24 protein-coding genes and 1 tRNA gene are annotated in these 26,115 nt (G+C 40.3%); 16 read left to right on the forward strand and 9 right to left on the reverse strand.

All coding sequences use genetic code 11. From position 1 onward, the window contains the following. The first annotated feature begins 35 nt into the window (after positions 1-35). Positions 36-3,512: a hypothetical protein gene (locus EA341_RS06290; RefSeq protein ID WP_293012377.1), complete on the forward strand. Its 3,477-nt coding sequence runs from the start codon at positions 36-38 to the stop codon at positions 3,510-3,512. On the opposite strand, the gene EA341_RS06295 is transcribed toward EA341_RS06290, so the two are convergent. Beyond that, the gene (locus EA341_RS06295; RefSeq protein WP_293012378.1) at positions 3,504-4,178 is read right to left on the reverse strand and encodes a DUF1080 domain-containing protein; all 675 of its coding nucleotides are present in this window, start codon (positions 4,176-4,178) and stop codon (positions 3,504-3,506) included. The genes EA341_RS06290 and EA341_RS06295 overlap by 9 nt on opposite strands. Positions 4,179-4,326: 148 nt before the next feature. Here EA341_RS06295 and EA341_RS06300 point away from each other — a divergent pair, with 148 nt between their 5' ends. The 9 genes from EA341_RS06300 to EA341_RS06340 are packed head-to-tail and all read left to right on the forward strand — an operon-like array spanning position 4,327 to position 13,521. Continuing rightward, entirely contained in the window at positions 4,327-4,962 is a 636-nt protein-coding gene (locus tag EA341_RS06300; RefSeq protein ID WP_293012379.1) for a hypothetical protein, read from the forward strand. 43 nt (positions 4,963-5,005) lie between these two features. Then, entirely contained in the window at positions 5,006-7,444 is a 2,439-nt protein-coding gene (locus EA341_RS06305; protein WP_293012381.1) for a heavy metal translocating P-type ATPase metal-binding domain-containing protein, read from the forward strand. Positions 7,445-7,446: 2 nt separating this feature from the next. Then, positions 7,447-7,629: a cbb3-type cytochrome oxidase assembly protein CcoS gene (ccoS, locus tag EA341_RS06310; RefSeq protein WP_293012382.1), complete on the forward strand. Its 183-nt coding sequence runs from the start codon at positions 7,447-7,449 to the stop codon at positions 7,627-7,629. A 2-nt stretch (positions 7,630-7,631) separates the two neighbouring features. Beyond that, positions 7,632-9,764, forward strand: coding sequence for a cytochrome-c oxidase, cbb3-type subunit I (gene ccoN, locus EA341_RS06315; RefSeq protein WP_293012383.1), 2,133 nt, complete (start codon positions 7,632-7,634; stop codon positions 9,762-9,764). Positions 9,765-9,775: 11 nt separating this feature from the next. Continuing rightward, a complete protein-coding gene (locus EA341_RS06320) occupies positions 9,776-9,967 on the forward strand; it encodes a cbb3-type cytochrome c oxidase subunit 3 (protein ID WP_293012384.1) in 192 nt (63 codons plus the stop codon). Then, a complete protein-coding gene (locus EA341_RS06325; protein WP_293012385.1) occupies positions 9,954-10,889 on the forward strand; it encodes a cbb3-type cytochrome c oxidase N-terminal domain-containing protein in 936 nt (311 codons plus the stop codon). Before EA341_RS06320 ends, EA341_RS06325 begins: the two co-directional genes overlap by 14 nt. Positions 10,890-10,943: 54 nt before the next feature. After that, entirely contained in the window at positions 10,944-12,362 is a 1,419-nt protein-coding gene (gene ccoG, locus EA341_RS06330) for a cytochrome c oxidase accessory protein CcoG (RefSeq protein ID WP_293012386.1), read from the forward strand. 26 nt (positions 12,363-12,388) lie between these two features. Continuing rightward, entirely contained in the window at positions 12,389-12,814 is a 426-nt protein-coding gene (locus EA341_RS06335) for a FixH family protein (protein WP_293012387.1), read from the forward strand. A gap of 2 nt (positions 12,815-12,816) precedes the next feature. Then, complete coding sequence (locus tag EA341_RS06340; protein ID WP_293012388.1) at positions 12,817-13,521, forward strand: sulfite exporter TauE/SafE family protein; 705 nt, start codon at positions 12,817-12,819, stop codon at positions 13,519-13,521. Positions 13,522-13,671: 150 nt separating this feature from the next. Here the strand turns inward: EA341_RS06340 and hemN are convergent, their stop codons facing one another. The 4 genes from hemN to EA341_RS06360 all read right to left on the reverse strand — a co-directional run bounded on the left by hemN (position 13,672) and on the right by EA341_RS06360 (position 16,627). After that, the gene (gene hemN, locus EA341_RS06345; RefSeq protein WP_293012389.1) at positions 13,672-15,033 is read right to left on the reverse strand and encodes an oxygen-independent coproporphyrinogen III oxidase; all 1,362 of its coding nucleotides are present in this window, start codon (positions 15,031-15,033) and stop codon (positions 13,672-13,674) included. A gap of 418 nt (positions 15,034-15,451) precedes the next feature. Beyond that, positions 15,452-15,525 (reverse strand) — tRNA-Ala (locus EA341_RS06350). A 177-nt stretch (positions 15,526-15,702) separates the two neighbouring features. Continuing rightward, positions 15,703-16,323, reverse strand: a complete 621-nt coding sequence (recR, locus tag EA341_RS06355) for a recombination mediator RecR (protein WP_293012390.1) — start codon at positions 16,321-16,323, stop codon at positions 15,703-15,705. Between the two features lie 10 nt (positions 16,324-16,333). Further along, the gene (locus tag EA341_RS06360; RefSeq protein ID WP_293012391.1) at positions 16,334-16,627 is read right to left on the reverse strand and encodes an ATP-dependent Clp protease adaptor ClpS; all 294 of its coding nucleotides are present in this window, start codon (positions 16,625-16,627) and stop codon (positions 16,334-16,336) included. Between the two features lie 53 nt (positions 16,628-16,680). Between EA341_RS06360 and EA341_RS06365 the strand changes: the two genes are divergently transcribed. Beyond that, on the forward strand, positions 16,681-18,126 hold the full coding sequence (locus tag EA341_RS06365) for a sodium:solute symporter (RefSeq protein ID WP_293012393.1): 1,446 nt from the start codon (positions 16,681-16,683) through the stop codon (positions 18,124-18,126). On the opposite strand, the gene EA341_RS06370 is transcribed toward EA341_RS06365, so the two are convergent. The 3 genes from EA341_RS06370 to EA341_RS06380 form a co-directional block, all read right to left on the reverse strand. Further along, positions 18,127-18,510, reverse strand: coding sequence for a helix-turn-helix transcriptional regulator (locus EA341_RS06370; protein ID WP_293012394.1), 384 nt, complete (start codon positions 18,508-18,510; stop codon positions 18,127-18,129). A gap of 111 nt (positions 18,511-18,621) precedes the next feature. Further along, the gene (locus tag EA341_RS06375) at positions 18,622-18,963 is read right to left on the reverse strand and encodes an MGMT family protein (protein ID WP_293012395.1); all 342 of its coding nucleotides are present in this window, start codon (positions 18,961-18,963) and stop codon (positions 18,622-18,624) included. Then, positions 18,950-19,828: a mechanosensitive ion channel domain-containing protein gene (locus EA341_RS06380; RefSeq protein ID WP_293012396.1), complete on the reverse strand. Its 879-nt coding sequence runs from the start codon at positions 19,826-19,828 to the stop codon at positions 18,950-18,952. Before EA341_RS06380 ends, EA341_RS06375 begins: the two co-directional genes overlap by 14 nt. Positions 19,829-19,876: 48 nt before the next feature. Here EA341_RS06380 and EA341_RS06385 point away from each other — a divergent pair, with 48 nt between their 5' ends. The 3 genes from EA341_RS06385 to EA341_RS06395 are packed head-to-tail and all read left to right on the forward strand — an operon-like array spanning position 19,877 to position 21,709. After that, positions 19,877-20,554 carry an SDR family NAD(P)-dependent oxidoreductase gene (locus EA341_RS06385; RefSeq protein WP_293012397.1) on the forward strand — a complete coding sequence of 226 codons (678 nt, stop codon included), beginning with the start codon at positions 19,877-19,879 and terminating at the stop codon, positions 20,552-20,554. A 7-nt stretch (positions 20,555-20,561) separates the two neighbouring features. After that, positions 20,562-21,260, forward strand: coding sequence for a head GIN domain-containing protein (locus EA341_RS06390; protein WP_293012398.1), 699 nt, complete (start codon positions 20,562-20,564; stop codon positions 21,258-21,260). Further along, positions 21,257-21,709 (forward strand): nuclear transport factor 2 family protein, encoded by a 453-nt coding sequence (locus EA341_RS06395; RefSeq protein ID WP_293012400.1) that lies wholly within the window; start codon positions 21,257-21,259, stop codon positions 21,707-21,709. Before EA341_RS06390 ends, EA341_RS06395 begins: the two co-directional genes overlap by 4 nt. Positions 21,710-21,768: 59 nt before the next feature. On the opposite strand, the gene EA341_RS06400 is transcribed toward EA341_RS06395, so the two are convergent. After that, positions 21,769-22,188, reverse strand: coding sequence for an META domain-containing protein (locus EA341_RS06400; protein ID WP_293012402.1), 420 nt, complete (start codon positions 22,186-22,188; stop codon positions 21,769-21,771). A gap of 529 nt (positions 22,189-22,717) precedes the next feature. Between EA341_RS06400 and thrA the strand changes: the two genes are divergently transcribed. Both thrA and EA341_RS06410 read left to right on the forward strand, forming a co-directional pair. Further along, positions 22,718-25,171, forward strand: coding sequence for a bifunctional aspartate kinase/homoserine dehydrogenase I (gene thrA, locus EA341_RS06405; protein ID WP_293012404.1), 2,454 nt, complete (start codon positions 22,718-22,720; stop codon positions 25,169-25,171). 1 nt (position 25,172) lies between these two features. Further along, a complete protein-coding gene (locus EA341_RS06410; protein ID WP_293012405.1) occupies positions 25,173-26,105 on the forward strand; it encodes a homoserine kinase in 933 nt (310 codons plus the stop codon). The last annotated feature ends 10 nt before the right edge of the window (positions 26,106-26,115 follow it).

Raw genomic sequence — 26,115 nt, forward strand, 5'->3', positions numbered from 1 at the left:
AAAATATTACCTTAGCGAGGTCTTCGAGTGTGATTATGATCAGGTTAGGGAGTTTATTTATCATTCCATTACTGCTTTTGATGAGTCTTTATTCTCAGTCCTTTGCCCAGTCTGAGTCCTGTAAGTGGTTGCCTGCATCAGAAGTCAATGGTGAGTTTGTGCTGGATTCTCTCAGTATCAAAAAGGAATCTATAAAGGTCACTGATTCGGAAGGACGAGCTTTTGGCTTTGATTATTCACTTAGCACAGGAAAATTAAAAATTGATCAGGAACAGCCCCTTCCAGATTCATTGTTGTTTTGCTACCAGACTTTCCCCTATGCTTTTCACAGTTCTGCTGCCAAAAGAACCTTGATGGTGGATTACGATTCCATGGCCATGTTTAAGGATAACCGGGTACAGGCTGCACCGGCTTTTGATTTCAGGGAGGAGCTTTTTCCTGCAACAAACCTGAATAAATCAGGAAATTTGACCCGTGGCGTTTCCTTTGGCAATACCCAAAACCTGTTCGTAAATTCTTCCCTCAATTTACAGATGAGTGGCCAACTTTCGGATAATCTTAACATACGAGCAAGTATAACCGATCAAAATGTTCCTTTTCAACCTGAGGGGAATACACAGCAACTCCAGGATTTTGATAATGTACTGGTGGAATTGTATAATGATAAGTTTAATTTGGCCGCAGGGGACATTGTTTTGCAGCAAAGAAAGTCAGAATTTTTGCGGTACTACAAAAACGTGCAAGGGGCGCAGCTGACCTCAAATTACAAAATTGGGGAAAAGTGGAGCGCTTCATCCCAAGGTTCCGCTTCAGTAGCAAAAGGTAAATTTGCCTCTATTATTTTAGAAATCAGTGAAGGGACATTGGGTCCTTATAGGATTCCGGGTCCGCAGAATGAACGCTTTGTCATCATCATGGCCAATTCTGAAAAAGTATTTCTTGACGGTAAACAATTGCAAAGAGGTTTCAATTATGATTATGTAATTGACTATAATCAGGGTGAAATCACCTTTACCCCAAATGTACTGATTACCCAATATTCACGTGTGAGGATTGATTTTGAATATGCAGAGAGAAATTTCACCAGGTCAATAATATCAGCTAATCATATTCAAGAGACCGACAAAGTTTCCTTATACATGAACTTTTATAGGGAGCAGGACAATAGGAACAGGCCATTGTTTTTTGAATTTTCCGATGCGGATAAAAGGTTGCTGGCTTCAGTAGGCGATGACATTGAGTCAGCTGCAGTCCCTAGGGTGGATAGTGTTGCTTTTGATCAAAATAGAGTGCTTTATAGAAGGGTACAGGATGTGGATGATGCTGGATTGCCAATTACATTTTATGAATATTCCACTAATCCTGAAGAAGCCCATTTTGCTGTATCCTTCAGCGAGGTAGGACAAGGGAATGGAGATTATGTCAGGGATAGACAGATAGCCAATGGACCTGTATTTGTTTTCCGGCCCAGGGTAAATGGTGTACAACAAGGTAATTATTCCATCCTTTCACCTCTGCCTGCGCCAAACAAAAGGCAGATGTTTACCACAGGAGCGAGGATCAAATTGAGCAGCCATGAAGAAGTTTTTACTGAATTCGCTTTTTCAGAAAAGGATAATAACCTGTTTTCAGAAATAGACAATGAGTCTAATAGGGGCTTTGGAATTAAATCAGGGGTGATTTCCCAAAATAGGCAGTTTGAGAAGTTTAAGGGGTATACCTTCAATGCCTTGACAGAGTTTGAGTATAACTCTGCTGATTTCAGTTTTATTGATCGCTTGAGGTATATTGAATTTGACCGAGATTGGAGTCTTAGACCTGAGGACGCAGAACTGGCAGGGCATGAAAGGATCTTCAATACCGAGTTTGAGTTTCAAAAGGATTTGAATAACCTGGCCAGTTACCGATTCAATTTTAGGAACCGAGGCAGCATCTTGTCAGGGACGCAGCATATGGCCAAGTGGAACCAACAATTGGGCAAGAGATTCTTTGTCAAAAATGATTTATTTGTCCTGGATTCGGATGTAAGAGATCTTAATTCTTCCTGGGTGAGGTATACAGGTGATGTACAATACAGGTCCAAGGTCCTTGTGCCAGGTTACCGATTAATGTTGGATAGAAATGCCGTCAGTGATACCGAAAGAGATTCAGTTGTAAGTACAGCCATGAACTTTTTGGAACACATGGTGTACCTGAACAGTAATGATACCTTGCCATACTCCTTTTTCATCAATGCCTCTGTTAGAGAAGATAAGTTTCCTGTTGCAGGTATCCTGACCACAGATACTGAAGCTTTTCAGACCATGTTTGGATTGAAGCGTAGATTTAAGGGACATGACCTCAATGCAACCTTTACCTACAGAGAGCTACAATTTGTGCGATTGGGTCAGCAAAAGGAAACCACTGTTCTTAGCAAAATTGATTACTTAGGTACTTTGGGTAATGGAAATGTAAGAAATGAGCTCAGTTATGCTTTGGGAAATGGACGGGAATTCCGAAGAGAGTTTGTTTTCTTACCAGTACCTACCGGGGAAGGTACACACGCATGGAGGGATGATAATGGGGATGGTATCCAACAGTTGAATGAATTCTATATTGCCATCAACCCTGAGGAGAAAAATTTCATCAAGGTTTTTGTGCCGACAACAGACTTTGTACAGGCTTTCACTACTATTTTCAATTACCGTCTTAATGCAAAATTTCCTGATGCTTGGCGTAAAGAAGGAGGGATGAGAAAGTTTTTGCAGCGCTTTTCAAATACCAGCAGTGTGAGTATTGAGAAGAAAATCACGTCGAGTGAGTTTTGGGATAGGATCAACCCTTTTGTAGGAGGCTTTGCTGACGAGGATCTGATATCTGTAAGGCAGGTCATCAGGTCTTCGTTTTTCTTCAATAGGGCTTCTGCCAAATATGGATTTGATTTTTCTATTTTCGATAGCCAAAACAAACAACTTCTTGCAGGAGGCTTTGATGATTTAATTCAAAAAGACTTAAGACTCAATACCCGTTATAATTTCAATCCCAACCTCAACTTGCGTGTCATAGGCCAAATAGGAAATAGGATTGCAAACTCTGATTTTTTGGATAATAGGAATTATGATATTGAGCAGTCTGGACTGGGGCCTGAATTGGCATGGCAGCCAAGCAGTATTTTTAGAACTACGTTTACCTATAATTTCACTGACAAACAAAATGTAGCCAACACCGAGATAGATGAAAGGGCAAGGTTGCATCAAACTGGACTAGATTTCAGGTATTCAAAGGCCATCAAAACCACCATCAATGCCAACTTTAGGTATATACACATTGATTATAATGGCATCCCCAACTCTCCCGCGGGCTATGAAATGCTACAGGCACTTACGGTCGGGGGCAATGTGACATGGACTTTGAATTGGCTGCAAAAAATAGGTGAGGGGCTACAGATGAATGTGGTTTATGAAGGCAGAAATTCAGAAGGTTTGGGGAGGTTGGTACATATAGGCAGAATGCAAGTAACTGCTTTATTTTGATTGTAGTGGGAAGACTTCAATTTTCCTGAATTCCACCTCAGAACCCTCAGCCTGAATAGCAATTTTTCCCTTTTTGGCTGTTGCGTTAAATCCTTCATTCACTAGATCACCATTTAGCCAAACAGTAATATTATCGCCTTTGCATTCTATGGTCATATGGTTCCATTCTCCAAGTGGATTTTCGGAGTCATCTGTAAGGTTTTTTATCCTTCTTTCTTTGCCCTCAGTGACGCCCCAGTTTTCTTTGGGGCCTCTTCTTTTTTCCATGTTTTGGACCTCAATATTTTCTCCAATACACCAAAAATCACCAGCATTCCCATGCATCATTTGTACTTCAATAGATTGTGGGAACAAACTGTAAAGCATCCTGGGAGTAGAAGCATGAACCAAAACACCACAATTCCCAGGCTCGTCGGGAAACCTATATTCTACCTCAAGTATATAATCCTCAAATTCTTTTTTGGTAATCAAATGTCCCATGGGAGTACCGAGACTTACAAGCATTCCTTCTCTTACAATAAATGGTATTCTCAAATTGCTATCGAGTTCTAAATCAGGGACGTCGATATACCAGCCATCCAATGAACTTCCATTAAAAAGTGATTGTGCAGTAGATTGAAAACTGGTTGCAATCAAAATGATGAGTGTTGTAAATATTTTTACCATAAACTCAATTTAGGAAAATTATGAGCATGTAGAAAGAGTATTTAGAGCCCTAGAATCAAAACATGACTTTTATCATGTTTTGACCTACTAGAAGTCACCAAATTCCAATTCCCTCCCTTTTAGATTTGTACCAATAAATATCAAAGTTATGCAGGGGGAGAATAAAATTAAGTCGGGTTTTGCATTTCCAGAAGAAATAGTTTCAACTCATTTCTGTGGCCGTTTGCCCAGCGGTTTTTCTATTCATCTCAATCAAGGTGGAAGTGGAGTGCAGTGTAGTCCGGAGCTAGGGCCATCATTGTATACAGCCCACCTGCCGGAAATACTGGATTGGATCCACCAATTCGATAGACCAGTCCCTTTGCAGAAGGAACCCTGCTCTGTGCCTGTACTGCTTTTTGATGATGAGTTGAGTTTTGAAAGCCTGTTGTTCCATTATGATGGGACTCCGGCATCTGCCAGTTTGATTAAGAATTTCATAGATCTTTTTGAAGAAAATATTGGTGAAAGTAAAGCAACCATCATTTCACCTTGCTTTATCCCAAAATCCAAGCAGAGAGAAGAACAGGAATTGGTCCAGCTCTTGGCCTCAAGGACAGCGGAAACTTCATTTATCAAATTCAATTTCAATCGGATTGGTGACTTTTGGTCCTATGCTGTCAAGCATAAATGTACCCTTTTGGTAACTACCAAAAACTATCAAGCTGATCTGGCAAAAGTTCTTTTTCACTTCTATAAAGGAGGCATGTGGTACAATAAGCTATCATTTTACCTCTCTTCTTGAGAATTGATTTACTACGATACATTGATTATTCAATACTAAATACATGAGCAAATCAGCCCATATTGGTCCATCTACAAGCACACAAAACTGCTTTCATTGCGGGGAATCCTGTAAGGATGAAATTCTGCATTTTGATGACAAGGATTTCTGCTGTACCGGATGTAAACTCGTGTATGAGGTATTGAGTGAAAACGATCTTTGTAACTACTATGATATAGCAGAAAAACCAGGTTCCAGTCAGAAAAATACCTCCAAAAGAGACAATCGATTTGATTACTTGAATGATGAGGATATTGTTAGGCGACTGGTAGACTTTCAGAATGAAGAAGAAACTCATATAACATTCAATGTACCCTTGATTCATTGTGCATCTTGTATATGGTTACTCGAAAACCTGCATAAACTCAATGAAGGAGTAGTATCTGGAAGGGTAGATTTTATAAAGAAAAAAGTCCAGGTCAAATTCAAGCAGAGAAAGATCAGTCTGAAGGATTTGGTACAACTTTTATCCAAAATAGGCTATGAGCCAACCATAAACCTGGCAGATGCTGATAAAAAAACTGTCCAAGTAACAGATAAAAAGCTAATCTATAAGCTTGCTGTTGCTGGATTTTGCTTCGGTAATATGATGTTGTTCAGTTTGCCTGAATACTTTGCAGAGGCGGAGCTATTGGGGAATGGATTCAAAAAGACCTTCAATTACCTGAATGTTCTTTTGTCCTTGCCGGTGTTTTTTTATGCTGCTACAGATTATTATAAGTCTGCCTGGATTTCTGTTCGTAACAAAGCTGTGAATATGGATGTACCGATTGCCATCGGTATTGTGACTCTTTTTTCCTATAGCCTTTATGATATTTTCCTTTTAGGAAACGAGGGATACATGGATACCCTTGGGGGTCTGTTATTTTTCCTTTTGATTGGGAAATATTACCAGCAAAAAACTTATGACACCCTTTCATTTGACAGGGATTACAAGTCTTATTTCCCCATAGCAGTTACCAAACTGATAGCAGACCGGGAGGAAGTTATTCCCTTGGTCAAACTTCATGTAGGGGATCTCATCAAGGTAAGAAATGAGGAACTTATCCCCTCAGACAGTATTCTCCTGGAAGGAGATGCCAATATTGATTACAGTTTTGTGACGGGAGAAGAAGTTCCTGTAATCAAGAAAAAAGGTGAGTTGATCTACGCTGGTGGTAGGCAAAAGGGCAATGCAATAACCTTAGCGGTTCAAAAATCCCCATCCCAAGGGTACCTGACTGATCTTTGGAACAGTGAGGCATTTGAAAAGGAAAAGACCAAAGGCTTGGAGTCCCTTGCCAATACGATTTCCGGAAAATTCACTTTTACGGTACTTTTTATAGCCTTAGCTGCTTTGGTATACTGGATTTCTCAAGGACAGGTTTCCTTGGGTGTACTGTCATTTACATCAGTGTTGATCATTACCTGTCCGTGTGCCTTGGCTATGTCTACACCTTTCACTTTGGGGAATACACTCAGGGTATTGGGACAGGGAAAATTTTACCTCAAAAATGCGCATGCCATTGAAAAACTTGCCAAAACAGACACTGTTGTTTTTGACAAAACTGGGACACTCACTTCCCCTTCCCAAGCTCGCGTGACATACGTAGGGGAAGAACTTTCTCAAGAATCCAAAGCGCTTATCAAAGCAATGGTGAGCCAATCAACACATGCATTGAGCAATAGGATCAATACATGGCTCGGAGAAACAAATGCAGCTGGACTGCAATTAGTGGAAGAATTGCCGGGGAAAGGGTTGAGATGTGACTACAAAATGCAAGAAATAAGATTGGGTTCTGCCACTTTTGTAGGGGCTGACCTGCAAGACCTCCCTGAAGGAGGCAACCTGGTCTTTTTTGCGATTGAAGGACATGTTCTAGGCTACTTTTTTATCCAAAGCGGATTGAGAAATAATGTAAGGCAGCTGGTGGCAGATATTTCAGAAAACCGATCAATTCACCTTCTTTCCGGAGATCAAGACCATGAGCGGGAAAATCTACAGAAAGTCTTTGGAAAAGATGTGAAAATGAATTTTAGCCAAAGTCCTAAAGATAAACTTCAATACCTCAAATCACTCAATGAGGGTGGTGCATATACCCTTATGGTTGGTGATGGTCTCAACGATGCAGGGGCATTACAGGAAAGTCATATAGGCATAGCCATTACGGATAAAGTGAGCAATTTTTCACCAGCCTCAGATGCCATTATGGATGCATCTGTTCTGGAAAGATTGCCAGCTTTCCTTCAGTTTGCCAAAACGAGCAGAAAAATCATCAAGGCTAGTTTTGGACTGAGCTTTACTTACAATACGGTAGGGGTGTTTTTTGCAGTTCAAGGTCTTGTAAGTCCGGTATTCTGCGCGATTCTAATGCCTATCAGCAGTATTTCAGTGGTGGTGTTCACCACCGTCACAACCAATTACCTTGCCTATAAGCGAGGACTTAAAGATAAAATATTTTAGCCATGGAAGTAATATTCATACTCATTGCAATAAGTCTGATCCTTGCCGGATCCTTTCTGTTCCTGTTTTTCAGGGCCATGAAGGGAGGGCAATTTGAAGATAACCATACTCCTGCCATCAGGATATTATTCGAAAATAAACAATCAAACAAAAGCAAAAAAGTACCAACACCTAAATCAAAGTAAATATGTCAGGAACAACACTGGAAAAATTTGCTTACGACAATAAGATCGTAAAGTACTTTGGGGTCGCCACCATTGCCTGGGGCCTCATTGGTATGTTGGTTGGCGTGATTGCAGCAACGCAGCTCTTTCTCCCCGAAGCCAACATGGGAAATCCTTACACTACTTATGGAAGAATCAGGCCGCTACATACCAATGCGGTGATTTTTGCCTTTGTAGGTAATGCGATTTTCGCAGGGATTTATTATTCAATGCCAAGACTCCTGAAAGCGCCTATGTGGAGTAAAGCCCTCAGCTGGATCAACTTCTGGGGATGGCAATTCATTATTTTATTGGCTGTAATTACTTTGCCTCTAGGATTGACTTCTTCCAAAGAGTATGCAGAATTGGAATGGCCAATTGATATTTTGATAGCTTTGGTTTGGGTTGCGTTTGGTGCTAATATGATCGGTACACTGATCAAAAGAAGAGAAAAGCATATGTATGTTGCCATTTGGTTTTACCTGGCTTCTTTTGTGACAGTAGCAGTATTGCACATCTTTAATTCGCTTGCGCTTCCTGTATCTTTCTTCAAAAGTTATTCTGCTTATGCAGGCGTGCAAGATGCTTTGGTACAGTGGTGGTACGGTCACAATGCAGTAGCTTTCTTCTTGACCACGCCCTTCCTTGGTTTGATGTATTATTACTTACCAAAAGCGGCAAACAGACCTGTTTATTCATACAAGCTTTCTATAATTCACTTCTGGTCTTTGATCTTCCTATACATATGGGCAGGTCCTCACCACCTTCTATACACAGCATTACCAGAGTGGGCACAAATACTGGGAGTCGTTTTCTCCGTGATGTTGATTGCTCCTTCCTGGGGTGGTATGGTCAATGGTCTCTTGACATTGAGAGGTGCTTGGGACAAAGTAAGGGTTGATCCTGTTTTGAAATTTATGGTGGTCGCTGTGACAGCATACGGTATGGCCACATTTGAAGGTCCTCTACTTTCTCTCAAAAGTGTCAACGCAATTGCACACTATACAGATTGGATTGTTGCTCACGTACATATCGGAGCATTGGGTTGGAATGGTTTCTTCACTTTCGCCATGCTTTATTGGCTATGGCCTAAAATGTGGAAAACGACACTTTATTCAAACAAACTTGCCAATACCCACTTTTGGATGGGGACAATAGGAATTCTTTTCTATGCTCTTCCAATGTATGTAGCTGCCCTTACACAGTCTTTAATGTGGAAGGAGTTTACTGAAGCTGGGAGATTAGCTTATCCAAACTTCCTTGAAACTGTCATCCAAATTGTTCCTATGTATATACTCAGAGCGTTTGGAGGTTTGCTATACCTTTCTGGAGCATTCTTGATGGTGTATAATATGGTGAAAACTGCCAAGCAAGGTAAGTTTATGGAGGAAGAAGCTGACGAAGCTCCTGCTCTTGAAGCACACGTTTCTGAAAAAGGAGAGTTCTGGCATAGGGCCTGGGAAAGAAAGCCTGTGTTCTTCACCATTTTGGCAACTATTGCCATTGCAATCGGTGGGGCCGTGGAAATCATCCCAACAATTCTTGTCAAGTCGAATGTTCCAACCATTAGCAGTGTGACTCCTTACTCTGCTTTAGAGTTACAAGGAAGAGATCTTTATATCTCTCATGGCTGTGTAGGTTGTCACTCTCAGATGATCAGGCCTTTCAGGTCAGAGACAGAACGTTATGGGGAATATTCCAAGGCTGGTGAATTTGTATATGATAGACCTTTCTTATGGGGGTCAAAGCGTACTGGCCCTGACTTGCACAGGGTAGGCGGTAAGTATCCGGACAGTTGGCATTACCACCACATGGTGGATCCCCGAAGTATGTCTCCAGGTTCTTTGATGCCTCCATACCCATGGATGGCGACCAGCACCATGGATCACAAAGACCTGCCTGCAAAGATCAGGACGCTGCAAAAGCTTGGAGTACCTTATCCTGAGGGGTATGATGCACAAGCCAATGCTGACCTAGAACTTCAAGCCAATCAGATAGTAGCGAATCTCAAGGATTCCGGAATCGAAGTGATGCCAGATACTGAAATTGTAGCACTGATTGCTTATTTACAGCGACTCGGCACGGATATTAAAAAAACAACAGCCACAAACCCATAACCTCCAAAACTATGAAAAAGGACATATTGAGTTCCATTGAGAACATCGAAATCTATCCAATCATATCCTTACTGATCTTTGTGGTCTTCTTTGTGGGGATGTTTATATGGGTGATAAAGGCAGATAAAAGTTACATAAATCATATGAAGGACTTGCCGTTTGACGAGGATTCACAAAAAAACAGCAGCTATGAAAAAGTTTAAAGCCATAATCTTGATGATGCTGGGTATGTTACTGTGCATACCGAGTTTTGCCCAAACAAGCGAATTGCAGTGGGTAGAGGAATTCAAACAGATGGATAGTAGTCAATTGACCTTATTGGTGATTGTGGCGATTATTCTAGGTGTGATTCTGATTTTGCTCGTGCTTATGATTTACCTGATGACTTTTATGTCGGCAGTGTTCAAAAAGCAAAATCCTGAGTTGGCTGATGAACCTACCTGGTGGGAAGAATTTAAACTCAATTATATCGTGGGCAGAATGAAGCCTGTGGGAAGTAAAGAGGAAAAGGACCTTCAGTTAGACCATAGTTATGACGGGATTGTAGAATTGGATAATCACATGCCCCCTTGGTTGGCAAATGTGTTTTATTTGACAATTGGCTTTGCGGTAGTGTATTTCACTTATTACAGTGTGTTGGGACTGGGGTTGACACAGGCTGAAGAATATGAAGAGGAGCTTCGAGTGGCGTCTATTCAAATTGAAGCTTTTAAAGCCAAAGCAGAAAGTGATATAGATGAAACTACAGTGGTGTTCGATGCGACAAGAGAGGCACTTACTGTAGGGAAAAAGATTTACGATTCCAACTGTGCTGCATGTCATGCCTCAGATGGCGGAGGTGGAGTAGGACCTAACCTGACTGATGAGTATTGGATCCATGGTGGAAGTATTGAGGATATTTTCAAGGTAGTAAAATATGGTGTAGTCGAAAAAGGAATGATACCATGGGAAGATCAGCTGAGCCCAATAGAAATGCAACAGGTTTCCAGCTATATCATGACCTTGACAAATACCACTCCTGCCAATCCAAAAGATCCTCAAGGGGACAAATATGAGCCAATTATCGAGGAACCAACTGATGCCTTGACCGAAGAAGAGTTGGGTGTAGAAGAAGCAGATCAGTAAAACAAAAGCGAGGGAGATGTTTTATCTCCCTCCTTACCTTAATCCATATCAATAATGGCCAAAAACAACCCAAACCAGAATCCAGAGAAGTTCAGGGATTCCATAGGGACTTTACAAGAAGATGGGAAAAGGAACTGGATGTACCCAAAAAAGGTATCTGGTAAATTTTATAGGTGGAGGACCTACTTGTCTTGGGTCTTATTGGCTATATTATTTGCAGGTCCTTTTATAAAAGTTGGAGGACGGCCTTATTTGTTGTTCAATATCTTTGAAAGAAAGTTTATCATTTTTGGAGCGGCTTTCTGGCCGCAGGATACACATTTATTGATTTTTCTGCTATTGATATTCTTCGTCTTTATCATTCTTTTTACGGCTGTTTTTGGTAGGGTATTTTGTGGCTGGGCTTGTCCACAAACCTTATTCATGGAGATGGTTTTCAGGAAGATTGAATACTGGATTGAGGGGGAGGGCAATCAGCAAAGAAAGCTAAATGCTATGCCTTGGAATGGGGAGAAATTGCGAAAAAAAGGAGTCAAGATGGGTATTTTTGTTTTTATATCTCTCATGATTTCCCATACAGTAATGGCGTATTTGATCGGGATTGATCAGGTGGTTGATATTGTTACCCAGCCTCCAAGTGAGAATTTGTCTGGCTTTATAGGCTTGATGGCATTTACAGGTGTTTTTCTGTTTGTTTTTTCATGGTTTAGAGAGCAGGCTTGCATAGTCGTATGCCCATATGGAAGGCTTCAGGGAGTATTGTTAGATGCCAACTCCATCAATGTGACCTATGACCATGTCAGAGGTGAACCCCGAGCTCCCATCCGGAAAAATAAAGTGGAGGAAGAACCTAAAGGCGATTGTGTTGACTGCTCGCTGTGTGTGCAGGTTTGCCCGACCGGTATTGACATAAGAAATGGTGTGCAGATGGAGTGTGTCAATTGTACTGCCTGTATTGATGCCTGTGATGAGGTTATGTTAAAAGTTGATAGACCAACAGGCTTAATTAGGTATGCATCTGACAACAGTGTCATGCAGCAAACGCAAAAACTGATTACACCAAGAGTAAAAATTTACTCCTTCCTCCTTTTGGTATTGGTAGGTGCTTTTGTGGCACTTTTAGCCACAAGGGATGATTTGGCTGCTACAGTGACCAGATTTAGGGGTATGACTTATCAAGCAAGGGATACTGGTGAAATCAGTAATCTTTATGAAGTTACATTTATCAACAAAACGTTTGATCCCCAGGAGGTGAAGCTCGAGCCGGAAAATTCAGCTTATAGGATAGAAGTTGTTGGAGATCAGAATTGGACTCTTCAAGAACAAGCCAAGTTCGAAGGACGCTTCTTCCTGGTAAAAGATGCAGGAGAGATTGTCTCCGTACAGGAAAAAGTGACGCTCTTATTGACTCAAAACGGGAAAGTGATTGATAAAATTCAAACAAGCTTTATGGGGCCAATAGCCCAAGATTAAATTAATAATTACTAAACAGGGAAAATATGAATTGGGGAAGCGGAATTGTACTCACATTAGTAGGGTTTATAGCTGTGATGGCTACTATGGTTGTTATATGTGTCAAGCAAGATGATATCCATCTGGTGACACAGGATTATTATGAACAAGAAATCAAGTACCAAGAGCAAATTGACAGGATGATCAATGCTAATGCCATTGCCAGTGATGCCTTGGAATATGATGGGCAGTTGAAAAGCCTTTTATTAAAACTTCCAGAAGGATCAAAGGGTACCTTACACCTCTTCAGACCTTCGGATGCCCGCCTAGATCAAAAAATCAGTTTCGATATGATCAGTTCGGCGGTGAATTCAGTGGATGTTAAAAGTCTAAAAGCGGGTTATTGGCGAGTGAAGCTCACTTGGAGTGAAGGTGAAAAAGAATATTACCTGGAAAAGAAAATCAATATCTGATTATGTTGTGGACTGCTTTTTTACTTGGTTTTTTGGGATCATTCCATTGTCTTGGAATGTGCGGCCCGATTGCCCTGGCTGTAGCTGCCAAGGATAATTCTGCATTTCTCAAAAACAAGTTGGTCTATAATCTTGGCAGGACAATCACTTATTCCACACTTGGAGCTATCATCGGGATGTTAGGCTTTTCTTTGGCTTTGGCAGGAGTGCAGCAATGGATTTCCATTTTAATGGGAGCGGTAATTTTATTGATGGCATTTTTCTATAAAAAATCTGAAAGAATCATTACTCAATCCGGATTTTTTGGATCTGTTTATAAATTGAAATCTAGCCTCGGGAAGTACCTGAAAAGAGGTGGAACTTCTGCTTTCTTTTTTTCGGGTTTACTCAATGGGCTCCTTCCCTGCGGAATGGTTTATCTCGCATTAATTGCTTCTTTGGCCTTACAGAGTCCTTTAAGTGGGACTTTATATATGCTCTTTTTTGGATTAGGGACCATTCCCATGCTATTGGTAGTGATGCTTTCTGGCAAGCTTATTTCGATTCAATGGAGAAATAGATTCACCAAAGCCTTACCTTATTTTGCCATGTTTATAGGGATACTTTTTATCGTAAGGGGGCTAGGATTGGGAATACACTATGTCAGTCCCAAGCTACAGGTATTTGACTATGGGGAAGAAAAAATAGAAATGACCATGTGTCGGTGAAAAAAAATATTTTCCCGAAGATTTTCGCTGACCTGTTGATTAACAAATGAGATTCAGAATGTTTTTTATTTGCATAAGATTTTTCGGGACACAGAATTTCTTGGTGTTTTCTTCGTGTCTTTGAGACTTTGTGGTAAATCAATTTTCAATTCAAATAGCCTTACTGAAGCCATACTGTTTTTCTTGCTTTTCCTGCATTTTTTTGTCGAAAGTCATGCAAATGATCCGTATAAAAGGAATGCCTTCTTCTAAGATTTGAATTCCTTTTTGATCATAATCCAAAAGCCCTTCTTTCTGGAATTGATTGAGATTTTCCAGTTGAGTATAGCTCAATTCAGCAAAGAATTCATAAGACCAGGTAGTCTGATGATTGCAAATAAGTTCTAGGATAAGGTTTCTTGTGTCTCTATCCTCATCATTCAGGATATGCCCCTTTTGAATAGCAAAAGAATTGCTGTTGATGAGTTGCTTATAAGGTTCTATATTCTTTTCATTCTGAGCATAAGCATAGTAGACATCTGAAATGGAACTGTTACCCAAGCCTATCAAAATTTTGGAAGGAGACGTGGTGTAGCCCATAAAATTCCTGTGCAGATTTTTATTGATTTTTGCTTTATAGAGAGGGTCTTCCGGTAAGGAAAAATGATCCATACCAATTTCAAGATAGCCCATCTCAGAAAGGATTTCTTTACCCTTCTCATAGAGTCTTCTTTTCTCATTTTCATTGGGAAGGAACTGTTCAAAACTTTTCTGTGACTTGAAGACAGAAGGTAGGTGAGCATAGCTGTAATAGGCAATCCTATCAGGTCTTAATGCTGCAACTTTAGAGAATGTATCCTTGATGGTTTCAATGTTCTGATGAGGAAGACCGTATATCAAATCATAGTTTATGGAAGTATAGCCGATTTGCCTGGCAACATCAGTTGCTTCTTTCACTTTTTCAAAAGGCTGAATACGGTGTATAGCTTTTTGTACCTCCAGAGCAAAATCCTGGATCCCGTAAGATACCCTCCTGAATCCTAGATCATAAAGTGTTTGCAAATGCTCCCGGCTGGTATTGTTAGGGTGTCCTTCGAAGCTAAACTCAGCATTTTCCATTATTCTGGCATGCCTTATAATGAAGCCAAGCATTTCCTTTAATGATTCGGGGGAGAAAAATGTTGGTGTTCCTCCACCCAGATGAATGCCAGCTAGCTTAGGTTGATTTTCAAAAAGAGCTAAATATTTTTTCCACTCTTGTATGACAGTTTCAATAAAGGGAATTTCTACTTCATGGTTTTTGGTGATCCTCTTATTGCATCCGCAATAGGTGCAAAGACTTTCACAATAAGGAAGGTGTATGTACAAGGTTACACCCTCCTCTTCACCAAATTCAAAATAAGATTGCTTCACCAATTTCATCCATGATAATTCATTCAGGTCATTGGACCAGAGAGGAACTGTAGGATAAGATGTATATCTCGGTGCAGGTATATTATACTTTTCTATAAGGGAAGTTGTGATCCTCTTCATATCATCTTTCTATTTGAGCTCAAATTTCCTGAAAATGCGCGTCAAAAAACATGATGGGTATTTGATAAAAAGCTGATAAAAATCATGTTATAGAAGCGAGAGACGAGAAGAATTAAACGATATGATATATGCTTTGCGATATAAAATAGATATAAGCCTTCGGCGATATTTTGGTCACGTTTTCAATTAATAAAGCGAAATGGAAAAAGTGTCAACCATTTTCAGGACGAGACAAATCAATAGGTCAAAAAAAGGACCTGCATTTCTGCAAGTCTTATGAATTGTGGAGGATAACGCCTGCCGGCGAGGCAGGGAGTCGAACCGATGACCTTCCCGACCTGCGTCGGGACGCTCTAGCCAGCTGAGCTAATCAATAGGTCAAAAAAAAGACCTGCATTTCTGCAAGTCTTATGAATTGTGGAGGATAACGGAGTCGAACCGATGACCTCTACACTGCCAGTGTAGCGCTCTAGCCAGCTGAGCTAATCCCCCAGTATTTTATAATTGAATGGAGCAAATCTCCAAAACTGTTAATTCTTTTTAGGAGTCGGAGCGCTTACCTTCCCGACCTATGTCGGGACGCTCTAGCAATCCCGATGGTTATCGGGACAATCCCCCAATTGGGATTGCAAATATAGAAAGGGATTCTATTTGGACAAACCTTTTTTATCAATCTGCGGAATAATTTACCCTGGTAAGTATGCTTCTTCCCAAAGTAACTTCATCTGTGTACTCTAATTCTCCTCCAACGGGGATTCCCCTTGCAATGGTGCTGACTCTGATATTTAAAGTTTTGAGTTGTCTCGTGATGTAAAAGGAGGTAGTATCACCTTCCATAGTTGCGGGTAATGCTAAAATCACTTCTTCAACTTTTTCATCCTCTGCCGCAGACCGAATTCTTTCGAGTAGGGATTCAATCTTAAGTTCATCAGGCCCTATACCCTGCATGGGTGAAATAACGCCTCCCAAAACATGATAAAGCCCTTGATATTGGGAAGTGTTTTCAATCGCCAATACGTCTGGAATATCTTCTACTACACATATGATGGATCGGTCCCTTCTTGTGCTTTGACAAATGCTACACACGTCTGTGTCAGATATGTTATGGCATTTTTGACAGTATTTGATTTCTTTTCTTAAAGCCAAAAGGGCATGGCTTAACTCTTCTGTCACCGATTCCTTTTGTTTAAGCAGGTGTAAAACCAACCTCAAAGCAGTCTTTTTCCCAATTCCGGGAAGGTGACTTATTTCGTTGACAGCATCTTCGATTAATTTGGAAGGGAAGTTCACAGAGAAGTATTTAGACGATAGCTGCTTGAATTCCGGCATCCAAAATAGCCTGGCACATAGGCTTGAGCTTATTTCTGCTTCCTTTTTTTACTGTACATTTCCCTTTGTAATGGATGATTAGCGTGCATTGTTCTGCCTGTTCTACTGAATGTTGACAGACCTTGATCAGAATTTTAGTTACATGATCAAAGGTATTGATGTCATCATTGAACACGACGAGCTCACACTCATCTGTATCTATCAAATCTTCTAATAAAACTTCTGCTTCTTCCAACTTAGGATAAGCTTGTGTATGGTAATTCATTTTGCAAATTTAATTATTATAAACAATTTAGCGCAATTGTTCCCTAAAGCCTTATGAATTCTAATTTAGTTTTAATTGTAATAACCTCATATTTCATACTCCTGTTTTTAATTTCTTGGTTTACTTCAAGAAATGTTTCCAAAGACACCTTTTTTACTGGGGACAGGCAATCACCTTGGTTTTTGGTTGCTTTTGGCATGATAGGGGCTTCTTTGTCGGGCGTAACATTTATTTCAGTCCCTGGGGAGGTGGGCAACACCAGTTTTCATTATTTTCAGGTGGTTTTGGGGTACACCTTAGGGTATTTTGTCATAGCCAAGGTTTTATTGCCTTTGTATTATCACCTCAACCTTGTCTCTATTTACGCTTACCTGGAAGACAGGTTTGGCTTTTGGTCCTATAAAACCGGTGCCTTTTTCTTTATTCTTTCCAGAACACTAGGTTCGTCTATCAGGGTCTTTTTGGTGGCAGGGGTGCTCCAATTGATTCTTTTTGACCAATGGGGAATTCCCTTTTGGGTATCTGTATTGATTACAGTTTCGCTGATTTGGCTCTATACGCACAGAGGGGGCATCAAGACCGTCGTATGGACCGATACCCTTCAGACATTCTTTATGTTACTTGCCGTGGCAGTGAGTATTTATTTAGTCAGTAAGGACTTGGGAATCCTTGGTGTCGGAGATTTTATAGAGGTTATTTCTTTAGACTCCAGATCTGAAATATTCAATTGGGATTGGCAATCCGGCACTAATTTTTTCAAGCAATTTGCTTCCGGAGCCTTTATCACAATTGTGATGACAGGATTGGATCAGGATATGATGCAGAAAAACCTCACCTGTAGGAATATAGGAGATGCACAGAAAAACATGTTCTGGTTCACTACCATTTTGGTATTTGTCAACCTTCTTTTCTTATGTCTAGGAGTTTTGTTATACCTCTACTCAGAAGCCAAAGGAATTCAAATTCCCATGAGGACTGATGACCTATATCCAATGCTTGCCACCCAAGAGTTCACAGCATTTGCCGGTATTGTATTTGTCTTGGGAATTACGGCAGCAGCTTACTCCAGCGCGGACTCTACTTTGACAGCACTGACCACTTCTTTCTGTTATGATTTCCTGGAAATAGAAAAGAAATACGAAAAGCAAGAGCAGGTCAGGGTCAGAAAGAAAGTACACTTGTTTTTTACTGCTTTGATGTTTTTTGTGATCTTAATGTTCCGTTGGATCAATGATCAATCTGTTATCAATGCAGTATTTATCATAGCAGGTTATACTTATGGTCCATTGCTGGGCTTGTATTCCTTTGGCCTCTTTACCAAATGGAAGGTAAAAGACAAATTTGTACCATACATTGCAGTAGCTGCTCCTGCTCTGGCATTTTTGATCAGCCAAAATTCAGAGAAACTGCTTTGGGGTTATAAATTTGGTTTTGAAGTATTGATCCTCAATGGCCTACTGATGTTTGCCGGATTGTATTTTTTAAGAAAAAAAAGCTGATCAAAGTTCCTGTCTTGCGATCAGCTCATTGATTTTTTTCAACCTTGAAATACTACTTTCCAAGTTACTGGAAGATCCGTCAAGATCTACTAGGACTGATATCTGTCCATTGTTGTAGGTGTGTCCATTAGTTTTTTTTGAAAAATCGTAGGAGTGGTTTACAGAAGGAGCTACCGATATCAGTTCCTGTACGTCCACTTCGTAAAGTTCAGCAAGCTTTATTGCGTCTTCCATTTTTAGGTTTGACCTGCCTTGTTCATACCTGGAATAAGCAGTGTAATCCTTTTTTCCCAAATACTCAGCTATATATTCCTGGGTATAACCTCTTAACACTCTGTGTTTTCTGAGATTTTCTGCAATGTTACTTTTTAGGGCTGTATCCATATTTATTACTGTTTGATAATAGCTTTGCAAAAAGCATACACATTTGAGCCAGTTGCCCAATAAAAAGTTAAAAAAGATTGATTTTGGCAAAATATTACCAATAAAAGGTGATTAATGATCCAATTCAAGCTCATTTGGGTCCCAAAAATGAGTGTTGAAATCTTTGATTTGATCTTTCTCAATCTGTAGACCTTCTGCCTCAAGTTTTTGCTGCATTTCCTCAGGTTGGCTAAAGTGATGCTTTCCTGTCAATACCCCGTTCCTATTGACTACCCTATGTGCAGGAATATCCATCTGGGTATGCGAAGCATTCATGGCGTAACCCACCATGCGAGCACCACTTTTTAGTCCAAGGTAACTGGCAATAGCACCATAGGACGTCACTTTTCCTTCTGGGATAAGCCTGACAACCTGATAAATCAGGTCGAAGTGATTTTCTTTACTCTTTTCCATAAAGTATATTTAATAAAATTTCGTCGAACTCCTCCCTGATCTCCGGCTCTTTTTCAGGTTCTATCCCGACGATTATTTTAAAAGCGACTTTTTCTTTGAAAATGCCGCTCAACCCAACAATAAATTTTGAAATTTCTCTCGACTGTAACCTTTTGGATAGTTTTGGTTCTATTTTGTCCCGTATTTCTTTCAGGCTCATTTTTACTTCCACTGGCAGTTCAAAAATGAATTCTACATCTTTTCTGTCTGTAAAGCGATAATTGATTACATGGGTGCCGAGCATGAGGTTATTGGGGATCATCATGCTCAGTCCATCATCTCTCTTTAAAACTGTGTTGAGTAAAGTGATGTCTTTGATGATGCCTTTTTGTTCGTTGATTTTAATGGTATCTCCCAAAGAAAACTGATCGGTAAACATGATGATAAGACCGTTGATGGTATTGGTGATGTATTCTTTGGATATAATGGCAATGGCAGCAGCCACTATTGTCAAGCTTGTTAAAAATTCGAAAGGTTTAAAACCAAAGGCGATGATAAGTGCTGAGACGAATACAATTGAATTTAGTATATTGGAAATCCATGTGATTCCCAGTAAAAAATTGAGATGAATGTTTTCGTCAGACTGTTTTCGAAGATAAATCCTGACCGTAAGCATACGTGCAAGTGAAATGAGGATGTTACCACCGAGTAAAAAAAGAACTGCATCAAGAATGCTGGATAAGCCAGAAATTCCTGAAGCCCAAGCGATAAATGAAACCGAAACCCTGCTTAGGTAAAATAAGATGGAAAAAATGAAAACTTTAAGGATGAATATCCGCAATTTGCGGTTTTCCGAGATCCTGAAAAGAGATTTTGTATGGGACATGGAGATTAAAACTTTAGAAGAATTGTTTAAAACTAAACAAAAGTAAATATGGAAAGAAATATAATTGTAACCGGTGCTGGTGGAAATTTGGGCTCAGCAGTTGTAGAAAAATTTAAACGGGAAGGGTACAGGGTGATTGCCACCATTTTACCCGAATCAGATGAAGAAGTGGAAGAGGCTGATGATGTTTATGAAGTAGACGTAACGGACGAAAAATCAGTTGTAGAATTTGCCAAGGAATATCAATTGCAATATGGAGAAGTGGACGCTATCGCACTATTGGTGGGCGGTTATGGGATGGGTTCCATAGAAGATACAGGACTTGATCAGATCCATAAGATGGTTACCCTGAATTTTTATTCAACCTATAATATGGTCAAAAGCTTCCTTCCGTTGCTTAAAAAGGCCAATTCGGGGTGTTTTCTTTTTGTTGGTGCACGCCCGGCACTTCAGCCTTCCGATGGTCAGGGAGTTGTGGCATACGCTTTGAGTAAAAGAATGGTGATAGAGCTTGCGGATTATGTGGCTGAAGAGGCAAAGGAAACTCACGTAAGGTCACATGTATTTGTGCCTAGTATTATCGATACACCCCAAAACAGGGAGTCTATGCCCGATGCAGATTTCTCACAATGGGTCTCCCCATCAGAAATTGCAGAAGCCATGCACTATGCAGTAAACAATCCTGCGTTAAGAAATATGACATTCAAGCTCTATGGTGGAGTTTAAACCAATTATGAATATCAATATGTTACGTTACGCCAAATTGACCCTCTTTTTATTTGTACTGAGCTATGGAATTATCCAAGCGCAATCCAGTACAGAAACCCGAAGGCTTGGAAATTTCAATGCTGTCAAAGTAAGTACCTCAATCAAAGCTGAGCTTGTACAAGGAGACGAAAACAAGATTGAAATAAAAGCCACTGGAATTGACTTGGATAAGATCGAATCAGGTATTGCCGACAAAACCCTTGAGGTCAAGCTGGGCAGAGGAAATTTCAGGAATCATTCAGTGAATGTAATCATCACCTACAGAGACATTCAAGGTATAGAGGCTACAACCAGTGCAAGTGTTGTCGCCAAAGACCCAATTGAGGCAGCGGAAGCATATCTTTTTGCAGCGACCAGCGGGTACATTGAGGCTGATATTACTTCTGAAGTCTTGCGTATTGAAGCAGCAACAAGTTCTAGAATTGTAGTCAGTGGGGAAGCTGATGAGTTGACTATCAAAGCATATACCAATGCGGAAGTCGATGGTAAAAAGCTTGATGCTACAGACGTTGATGTTTTGGCCAATACCGCTGCATCCGTTTATTTCAATAGCACAGGATCTATAGTGGGTTCAGCTGCAACCGCTGCAAAAATCTATTATGGAGGGAATCCTAGTAGTATGGAAGTGAAGACAAGTACAGGAGGAAGTGTTCAGAAAAAATGAAAAACCTTATAATTTTCAGCCTCCTAATCTTTGGGGTGTTTCAACAGCAATGTATTGCCCAGGAAGAAAAAAATGTGGAAAAAGTTATCTCTACTTTATTTGAAGGGATGAAAAATAAAGATGTCAGTCTTATAGAGCCGGCATTCCATAAAAATGCTTTGATGCATACTGTCAAAAGTGATGACTCATCATCTACTCTGGGTGTCAATTCAGTATCGGATTTTATTAACCGAATTGCTACTACTCCTGCCAATACCATCTTGGATGAAAGAATTCTGGATTATCAAATCAAGATTGATGGTGATATGGCATCAGCTTGGACCCCTTATGAATTCTATGTGAATGATGGTTTCAGCCATTGCGGGGTCAATTCCTTCCAATTGATAAAAACTGTGGAAGGGTGGAAAATCACTTATATCATTGATACCAGAAGAAAGACAGGTTGTTGAGATTTTAAAAAAAGGTGGAGGTGAAATATGGGGCTTTTCATGGCTTAAATCTCATTGAATTACCGCTGTGGAGCGAAACCTAGTAATTCTGTAGCACCATCCATGAGGGTAAGTTTGTTTCTGGCAACTTTATAATTGTTGACTTTTGATAAGGCAGAAAGAAACTTATCCTCTCCTTCCCCTTCACATGCTTTCTTGGTCATAGCACCGGGATTAATTTTTATTTCTGACGACTCCAAGTCAAAACTCCCACTAAAATTATTGCATCCTGTAAATCCGGAGAGCCTTCCTTCATCCATAAAGTCAAGGAAAGGAAGTCCTCCTGAAAACATCGATCCATCCAGAGAATTTCCCATCAAGGAATTTAGGACCCAGTTATTACCTGTAAGTAAGCTGACAGGATTGAAAATGCCAGCTGAGCTGCAAGAGGCAAAGTTTAGAATTGCTGCCATCGCAAACACTGTAAAAAACTTTCTCATATTGATTTGTATTTAGGGTTTCAAACCATTTGTACATAGTCCGGAAAATTTAACCGAATCAAAATTTACAAAAAAATATTCAAATAATATCAATATGTTGCTAAGCTTTGAATAAATCAAAAATAGATATTGAAAACATTTTTTTAAGTAAGTTGCCAAATAAAATATTGGTAATCATCTGTTGTCCTGTGTAATCCTAACAGGGATTTTTTGCTTTAGCGTCAATAAAACATCCCTTATGTTAAAAAAACAATAAATCTCTTTTGGATTATGGGAATTTGTGAGTAAGATTGTCGAGTCAAAACTTCAATGATGCATACTTTTAAAGCAAACAGAAATATTCTTAAATTAAGCAATTCCATAATGTGGACTTGTGCTGCTTTGCTATTGGTAGGTAACTTCTTTTTTACCACCACGACTACCATTACGGGGTAATCCCGTTCATAATTACATATAGCCCGGCCAATCAGGTCCATTTCATGGACTGTTATTTTATTGAATCAATCCTTAAATCTTTCATACCAAAACCATGAAAATTATTAAGTTCGGAGGCTCTTCAGTAGCCAATCAAGCAAACATTAAAAAGGTATTTGAAATACTCCATAAAAAAAGTGGTGAGGGAGAAGTGGCAGTAATATTTTCTGCCTTTGGAGGTGTGACAGAAGTATTGTTACAATCAGCAGAAAAAGCCAAAATTGGAGATAAAACATATTTAGACGATATCAAAATTCTTGAAGAAAGGCATTTTGAATTGGTAAAGTCAATGATGCCCATAAAGTTGCAGTCTCCTGTGCTGACTTACGTCAAATTGAGGTTCAACGAGCTTGAAGATTTATTTCATGGTATATTCTTAATCAAAGAGTGCTCTGCCAGAACGCTGGATTATGTAGGGAGTTTTGGGGAAAGGCTGTCTGCGTATATTTTAACCGAATTGCTTAAGTTAGAGGGTTTCCCGGCTGTGTACTTGGACGCCAGAAAGGTGATAAGGACTAACGATCGCTTTAACAATGCGAAGGTAGATTTTAGCATTACCAATGATTTGATCCAGGACTTTTTCCATCAAAATCCAGGTATTAAAGTCATCACTGGTTTTATAGCTTCTACTGAAAAAGGAGAGACGACCACGCTAGGTAGGAGCGGTTCGGACTATACTTCTTCAATTTTCGCTTCTGCGCTCAATGCTGAGGCTTTGGAAATCTGGACTGACGTTTCCGGTGTGATGACTTCCGATCCCAGGCTCGTTTATTCGGCATTTACCATTCCTCAGCTTAGTTATGCCGAGGCAATGGAGCTTTCCCATTTTGGAGCAAAGGTGATTTTCCCGGCCACTATGCAGCCTGCTATGAAAAAGGGAATTCCTATTTACATCAAGAATACCTTTGAACCCGAAAATCCAGGAACCCTGATCAACAATGATCCCCCAAATGGTAAAATTATCAAGGGGATTTCCTCAATACAGGATATTTCATTACTCAACATAAAAGGGGCCGGACTGATAGAAGTGGTAGGTGTGAGTAGAAGGGTTTTTGGTTCTTTGGCAGATGCTGGAGTCAATGTCATCCTTATCAGTCAAGCATCTTCAGAGCACAGCATTTGTGTAGCAGTAAGATCAACTGAGGCTTCACACGCCAAGGAGGCAATAGAAAAAGAGTTTCTCTATGAAATCAGAAATGGAGAAATGGATCCTGTTCAGGTGATGAAAGATATGTCCGTGGTGGCTGCAGTAGGTGAAAACATGAAGCATAATCCAGGTTCCAGCGGAAGGATGTTTCAGGCACTTGGTCAAAACAATGTCAATGTTTTTGCCATTGCCCAGGGAAGCTCAGAGTTGAATATATCTGCAGTAGTGTCTAAAGCTGATTTGCAGAAGGCATTGAATGCCCTTCATGAGGCCTTTTTCTTATCGGATAATAAAGTGCTGCATTTGTTCTTGGTAGGGGTAGGGCTTATTGGTAAAGCCCTGATCAAGATGATCGCCATTCAGAGTGAGAAACTTCAAAGGGAAAATGATTTGGATATACAGATTCACGGAATAGCCAATTCCCGATTTATGGCATTCCATGAGGATGGTTTTGATTTAAGAAATTGCCCTTCTCCCGAGGATGCTCCCGATTCTCAGAAGATGGACTTGGATAAATTCCTTGCGCAGATGGAGGAGATGAATTTCTCCAACACCGTTTTTGTGGATTGTACGGCTAGTCAGGATGTGGCTGCAGTCTATGATAGGGTGCTTGAGGCCAAGATTGCCATAGTCACTCCAAATAAAAAAGCCAATTCCAGCTCTTTGGAAAAGTACAGGCAATTGAAAAGATTGGCGTATAAGCGTGGTGTAAAATTCCTTTATGAAACCAATGTAGCTGCAGGCTTACCTGTAATAAGTACCCTACAGGATTTGATGTTGAGTGGAGATAGAGTGATTCGTATAGAAGCCGTATTGAGTGGTTCAATGAATTATATTTTTTCTGAATTTGAAAAAGGAATTCCTTTCAGTGAGGTGGTCAAGCAGGCCAAAGAAAAAGGATATACAGAACCGGATCCAAGAGATGATTTGAGCGGGATGGATGTGGGTAGGAAGATTTTGATATTGGGAAGAGAAGCCGAGCAGGAATTGCATTTCGAAGATATCAGCATACAGAGTATGGTGCCAGAGGATTGTGTGGAGACCCCAGATGTTCAGGAATTTTTCGAAAAATTGAAAACCCATGACCAAGCTTTTGAAAAACTGCTCGAAGAAGCCAAGCAAAAAGGTGAAAAATTAAGGTTTATGGCAACCTTGGAAAACGGTAAAGCTAAAGTGGGTCTTAACTCTCTGGATTCCAGTCATCCTTTTTACACCTTGAAGGGCAGTGACAATATGATATTATTTACTACTGAGCGCTATCATGATTTCCCTATGATTATAAGAGGGCCTGGAGCTGGTGCAGATGTGACTGCTGCGGGAGTTTTTGCAGATGTGATACGCTTGGGTAATTTTTCCAGATGATATGAAGAAGGTAACTGCTTTTGCGCCAGCCACTGTAGCTAACGTGTCCTGTGGCTTTGATATCCTTGGTTTTGCCATAGATCAACTAGGGGACCGCGTCACGGTTTCGTTGAATGATACTGGGGAATTGATTTTGGTAGATATCAAAGGAGATCGTGGAAAATTACCTTTTGAAGCAAAGAAAAACACCTGCTCAGTAGCCATTAAGGCCATGCTTGATCACTTGAAATCGGATCAGGGGATGGATATTCAATTGGAAAAAGGACTTCCGTTGGGTTCAGGAATGGGTTCGTCTGCTGCAAGTGCTGCTGCTGCTTTGGTAGCGGCCAATGCCATTTTGGGTAGTCCCTTTACCAGAGCGGAGTTGGTTCCTTTTGCCATGGAAGCAGAAAGAATTGCCTGTGGCAGTGGTCATGCAGATAATGTAGCTCCTTCATTGATGGGAGGTTTTGTTTTGATCAGGGATTATGCCCCCTTGGATTTGGTCAAACTTCCTGTTCCCTTAGGCTTACACTGTACCTTGCTGCATCCGCATTTGGAATTGAATACAGCTGACTCCCGGTCCGTATTGAGAAAACAGATTTCCTTGATAGACTCCACCATTCAGTCAGGAAATATAGCAGGTTTAATTGCAGGACTATTCCTCAATGATTTTCAATTGATCAGTAGGTCTTTGAAAGATGTAGTAGCAGAGCCCTCAAGGGCATTGTTGATTCCGGGGTTTTATGAATTGCGGGAAAGTATTCAATCCATAGGTGCTTTGGGGTCTGGGATTTCGGGCTCGGGCCCAACTATTTTTGTCCTTTCTCCAGATAAAGAAATAGCAATCATGGCAGGTAAGGTATCCGAACAGATCTTTGAGAAGATGGGCTTGGAAGTAGATGTTTACCTATCGGAAGTCAATGACAAAGGTGCTTATATTTTAGAAGAATAATTGTATTTAA

Source organism: Mongoliibacter sp., assembly GCF_007692705.1.
Classification (GTDB): Bacteria; Bacteroidota; Bacteroidia; order Cytophagales; family Cyclobacteriaceae; genus Mongoliibacter.

Excerpts from the sequence above, each read along its gene's own strand:
- EA341_RS06325 (WP_293012385.1), top strand. The coding sequence starts at position 9,954 with ATGAAAAAGTTTAAAGCCATAATCTTGATGATGCTGGGTATGTTACTG.
- EA341_RS06295 (WP_293012378.1), bottom strand. The coding sequence starts at position 4,178 with ATGGTAAAAATATTTACAACACTCATCATTTTGATTGCAACCAGTTTT.
- EA341_RS06370 (WP_293012394.1), bottom strand. The coding sequence starts at position 18,510 with ATGGATACAGCCCTAAAAAGTAACATTGCAGAAAATCTCAGAAAACAC.
- EA341_RS06335 (WP_293012387.1), top strand. The coding sequence starts at position 12,389 with ATGAATTGGGGAAGCGGAATTGTACTCACATTAGTAGGGTTTATAGCT.
- thrA (WP_293012404.1), top strand. The coding sequence starts at position 22,718 with ATGAAAATTATTAAGTTCGGAGGCTCTTCAGTAGCCAATCAAGCAAAC.
- EA341_RS06380 (WP_293012396.1), bottom strand. The coding sequence starts at position 19,828 with ATGTCCCATACAAAATCTCTTTTCAGGATCTCGGAAAACCGCAAATTG.
- EA341_RS06300 (WP_293012379.1), top strand. The coding sequence starts at position 4,327 with ATGCAGGGGGAGAATAAAATTAAGTCGGGTTTTGCATTTCCAGAAGAA.
- ccoN (WP_293012383.1), top strand. The coding sequence starts at position 7,632 with ATGTCAGGAACAACACTGGAAAAATTTGCTTACGACAATAAGATCGTA.
- EA341_RS06320 (WP_293012384.1), top strand. The coding sequence starts at position 9,776 with ATGAAAAAGGACATATTGAGTTCCATTGAGAACATCGAAATCTATCCA.
- EA341_RS06290 (WP_293012377.1), top strand. The coding sequence starts at position 36 with ATGATCAGGTTAGGGAGTTTATTTATCATTCCATTACTGCTTTTGATG.
- ccoG (WP_293012386.1), top strand. The coding sequence starts at position 10,944 with ATGGCCAAAAACAACCCAAACCAGAATCCAGAGAAGTTCAGGGATTCC.
- EA341_RS06400 (WP_293012402.1), bottom strand. The coding sequence starts at position 22,188 with ATGAGAAAGTTTTTTACAGTGTTTGCGATGGCAGCAATTCTAAACTTT.
- EA341_RS06340 (WP_293012388.1), top strand. The coding sequence starts at position 12,817 with ATGTTGTGGACTGCTTTTTTACTTGGTTTTTTGGGATCATTCCATTGT.
- EA341_RS06365 (WP_293012393.1), top strand. The coding sequence starts at position 16,681 with ATGAATTCTAATTTAGTTTTAATTGTAATAACCTCATATTTCATACTC.
- EA341_RS06395 (WP_293012400.1), top strand. The coding sequence starts at position 21,257 with ATGAAAAACCTTATAATTTTCAGCCTCCTAATCTTTGGGGTGTTTCAA.
- EA341_RS06385 (WP_293012397.1), top strand. The coding sequence starts at position 19,877 with ATGGAAAGAAATATAATTGTAACCGGTGCTGGTGGAAATTTGGGCTCA.
- EA341_RS06360 (WP_293012391.1), bottom strand. The coding sequence starts at position 16,627 with ATGAATTACCATACACAAGCTTATCCTAAGTTGGAAGAAGCAGAAGTT.
- EA341_RS06375 (WP_293012395.1), bottom strand. The coding sequence starts at position 18,963 with ATGGAAAAGAGTAAAGAAAATCACTTCGACCTGATTTATCAGGTTGTC.
- ccoS (WP_293012382.1), top strand. The coding sequence starts at position 7,447 with ATGGAAGTAATATTCATACTCATTGCAATAAGTCTGATCCTTGCCGGA.
- EA341_RS06305 (WP_293012381.1), top strand. The coding sequence starts at position 5,006 with ATGAGCAAATCAGCCCATATTGGTCCATCTACAAGCACACAAAACTGC.
- EA341_RS06410 (WP_293012405.1), top strand. The coding sequence starts at position 25,173 with ATGAAGAAGGTAACTGCTTTTGCGCCAGCCACTGTAGCTAACGTGTCC.
- EA341_RS06390 (WP_293012398.1), top strand. The coding sequence starts at position 20,562 with ATGAATATCAATATGTTACGTTACGCCAAATTGACCCTCTTTTTATTT.
- hemN (WP_293012389.1), bottom strand. The coding sequence starts at position 15,033 with ATGAAGAGGATCACAACTTCCCTTATAGAAAAGTATAATATACCTGCA.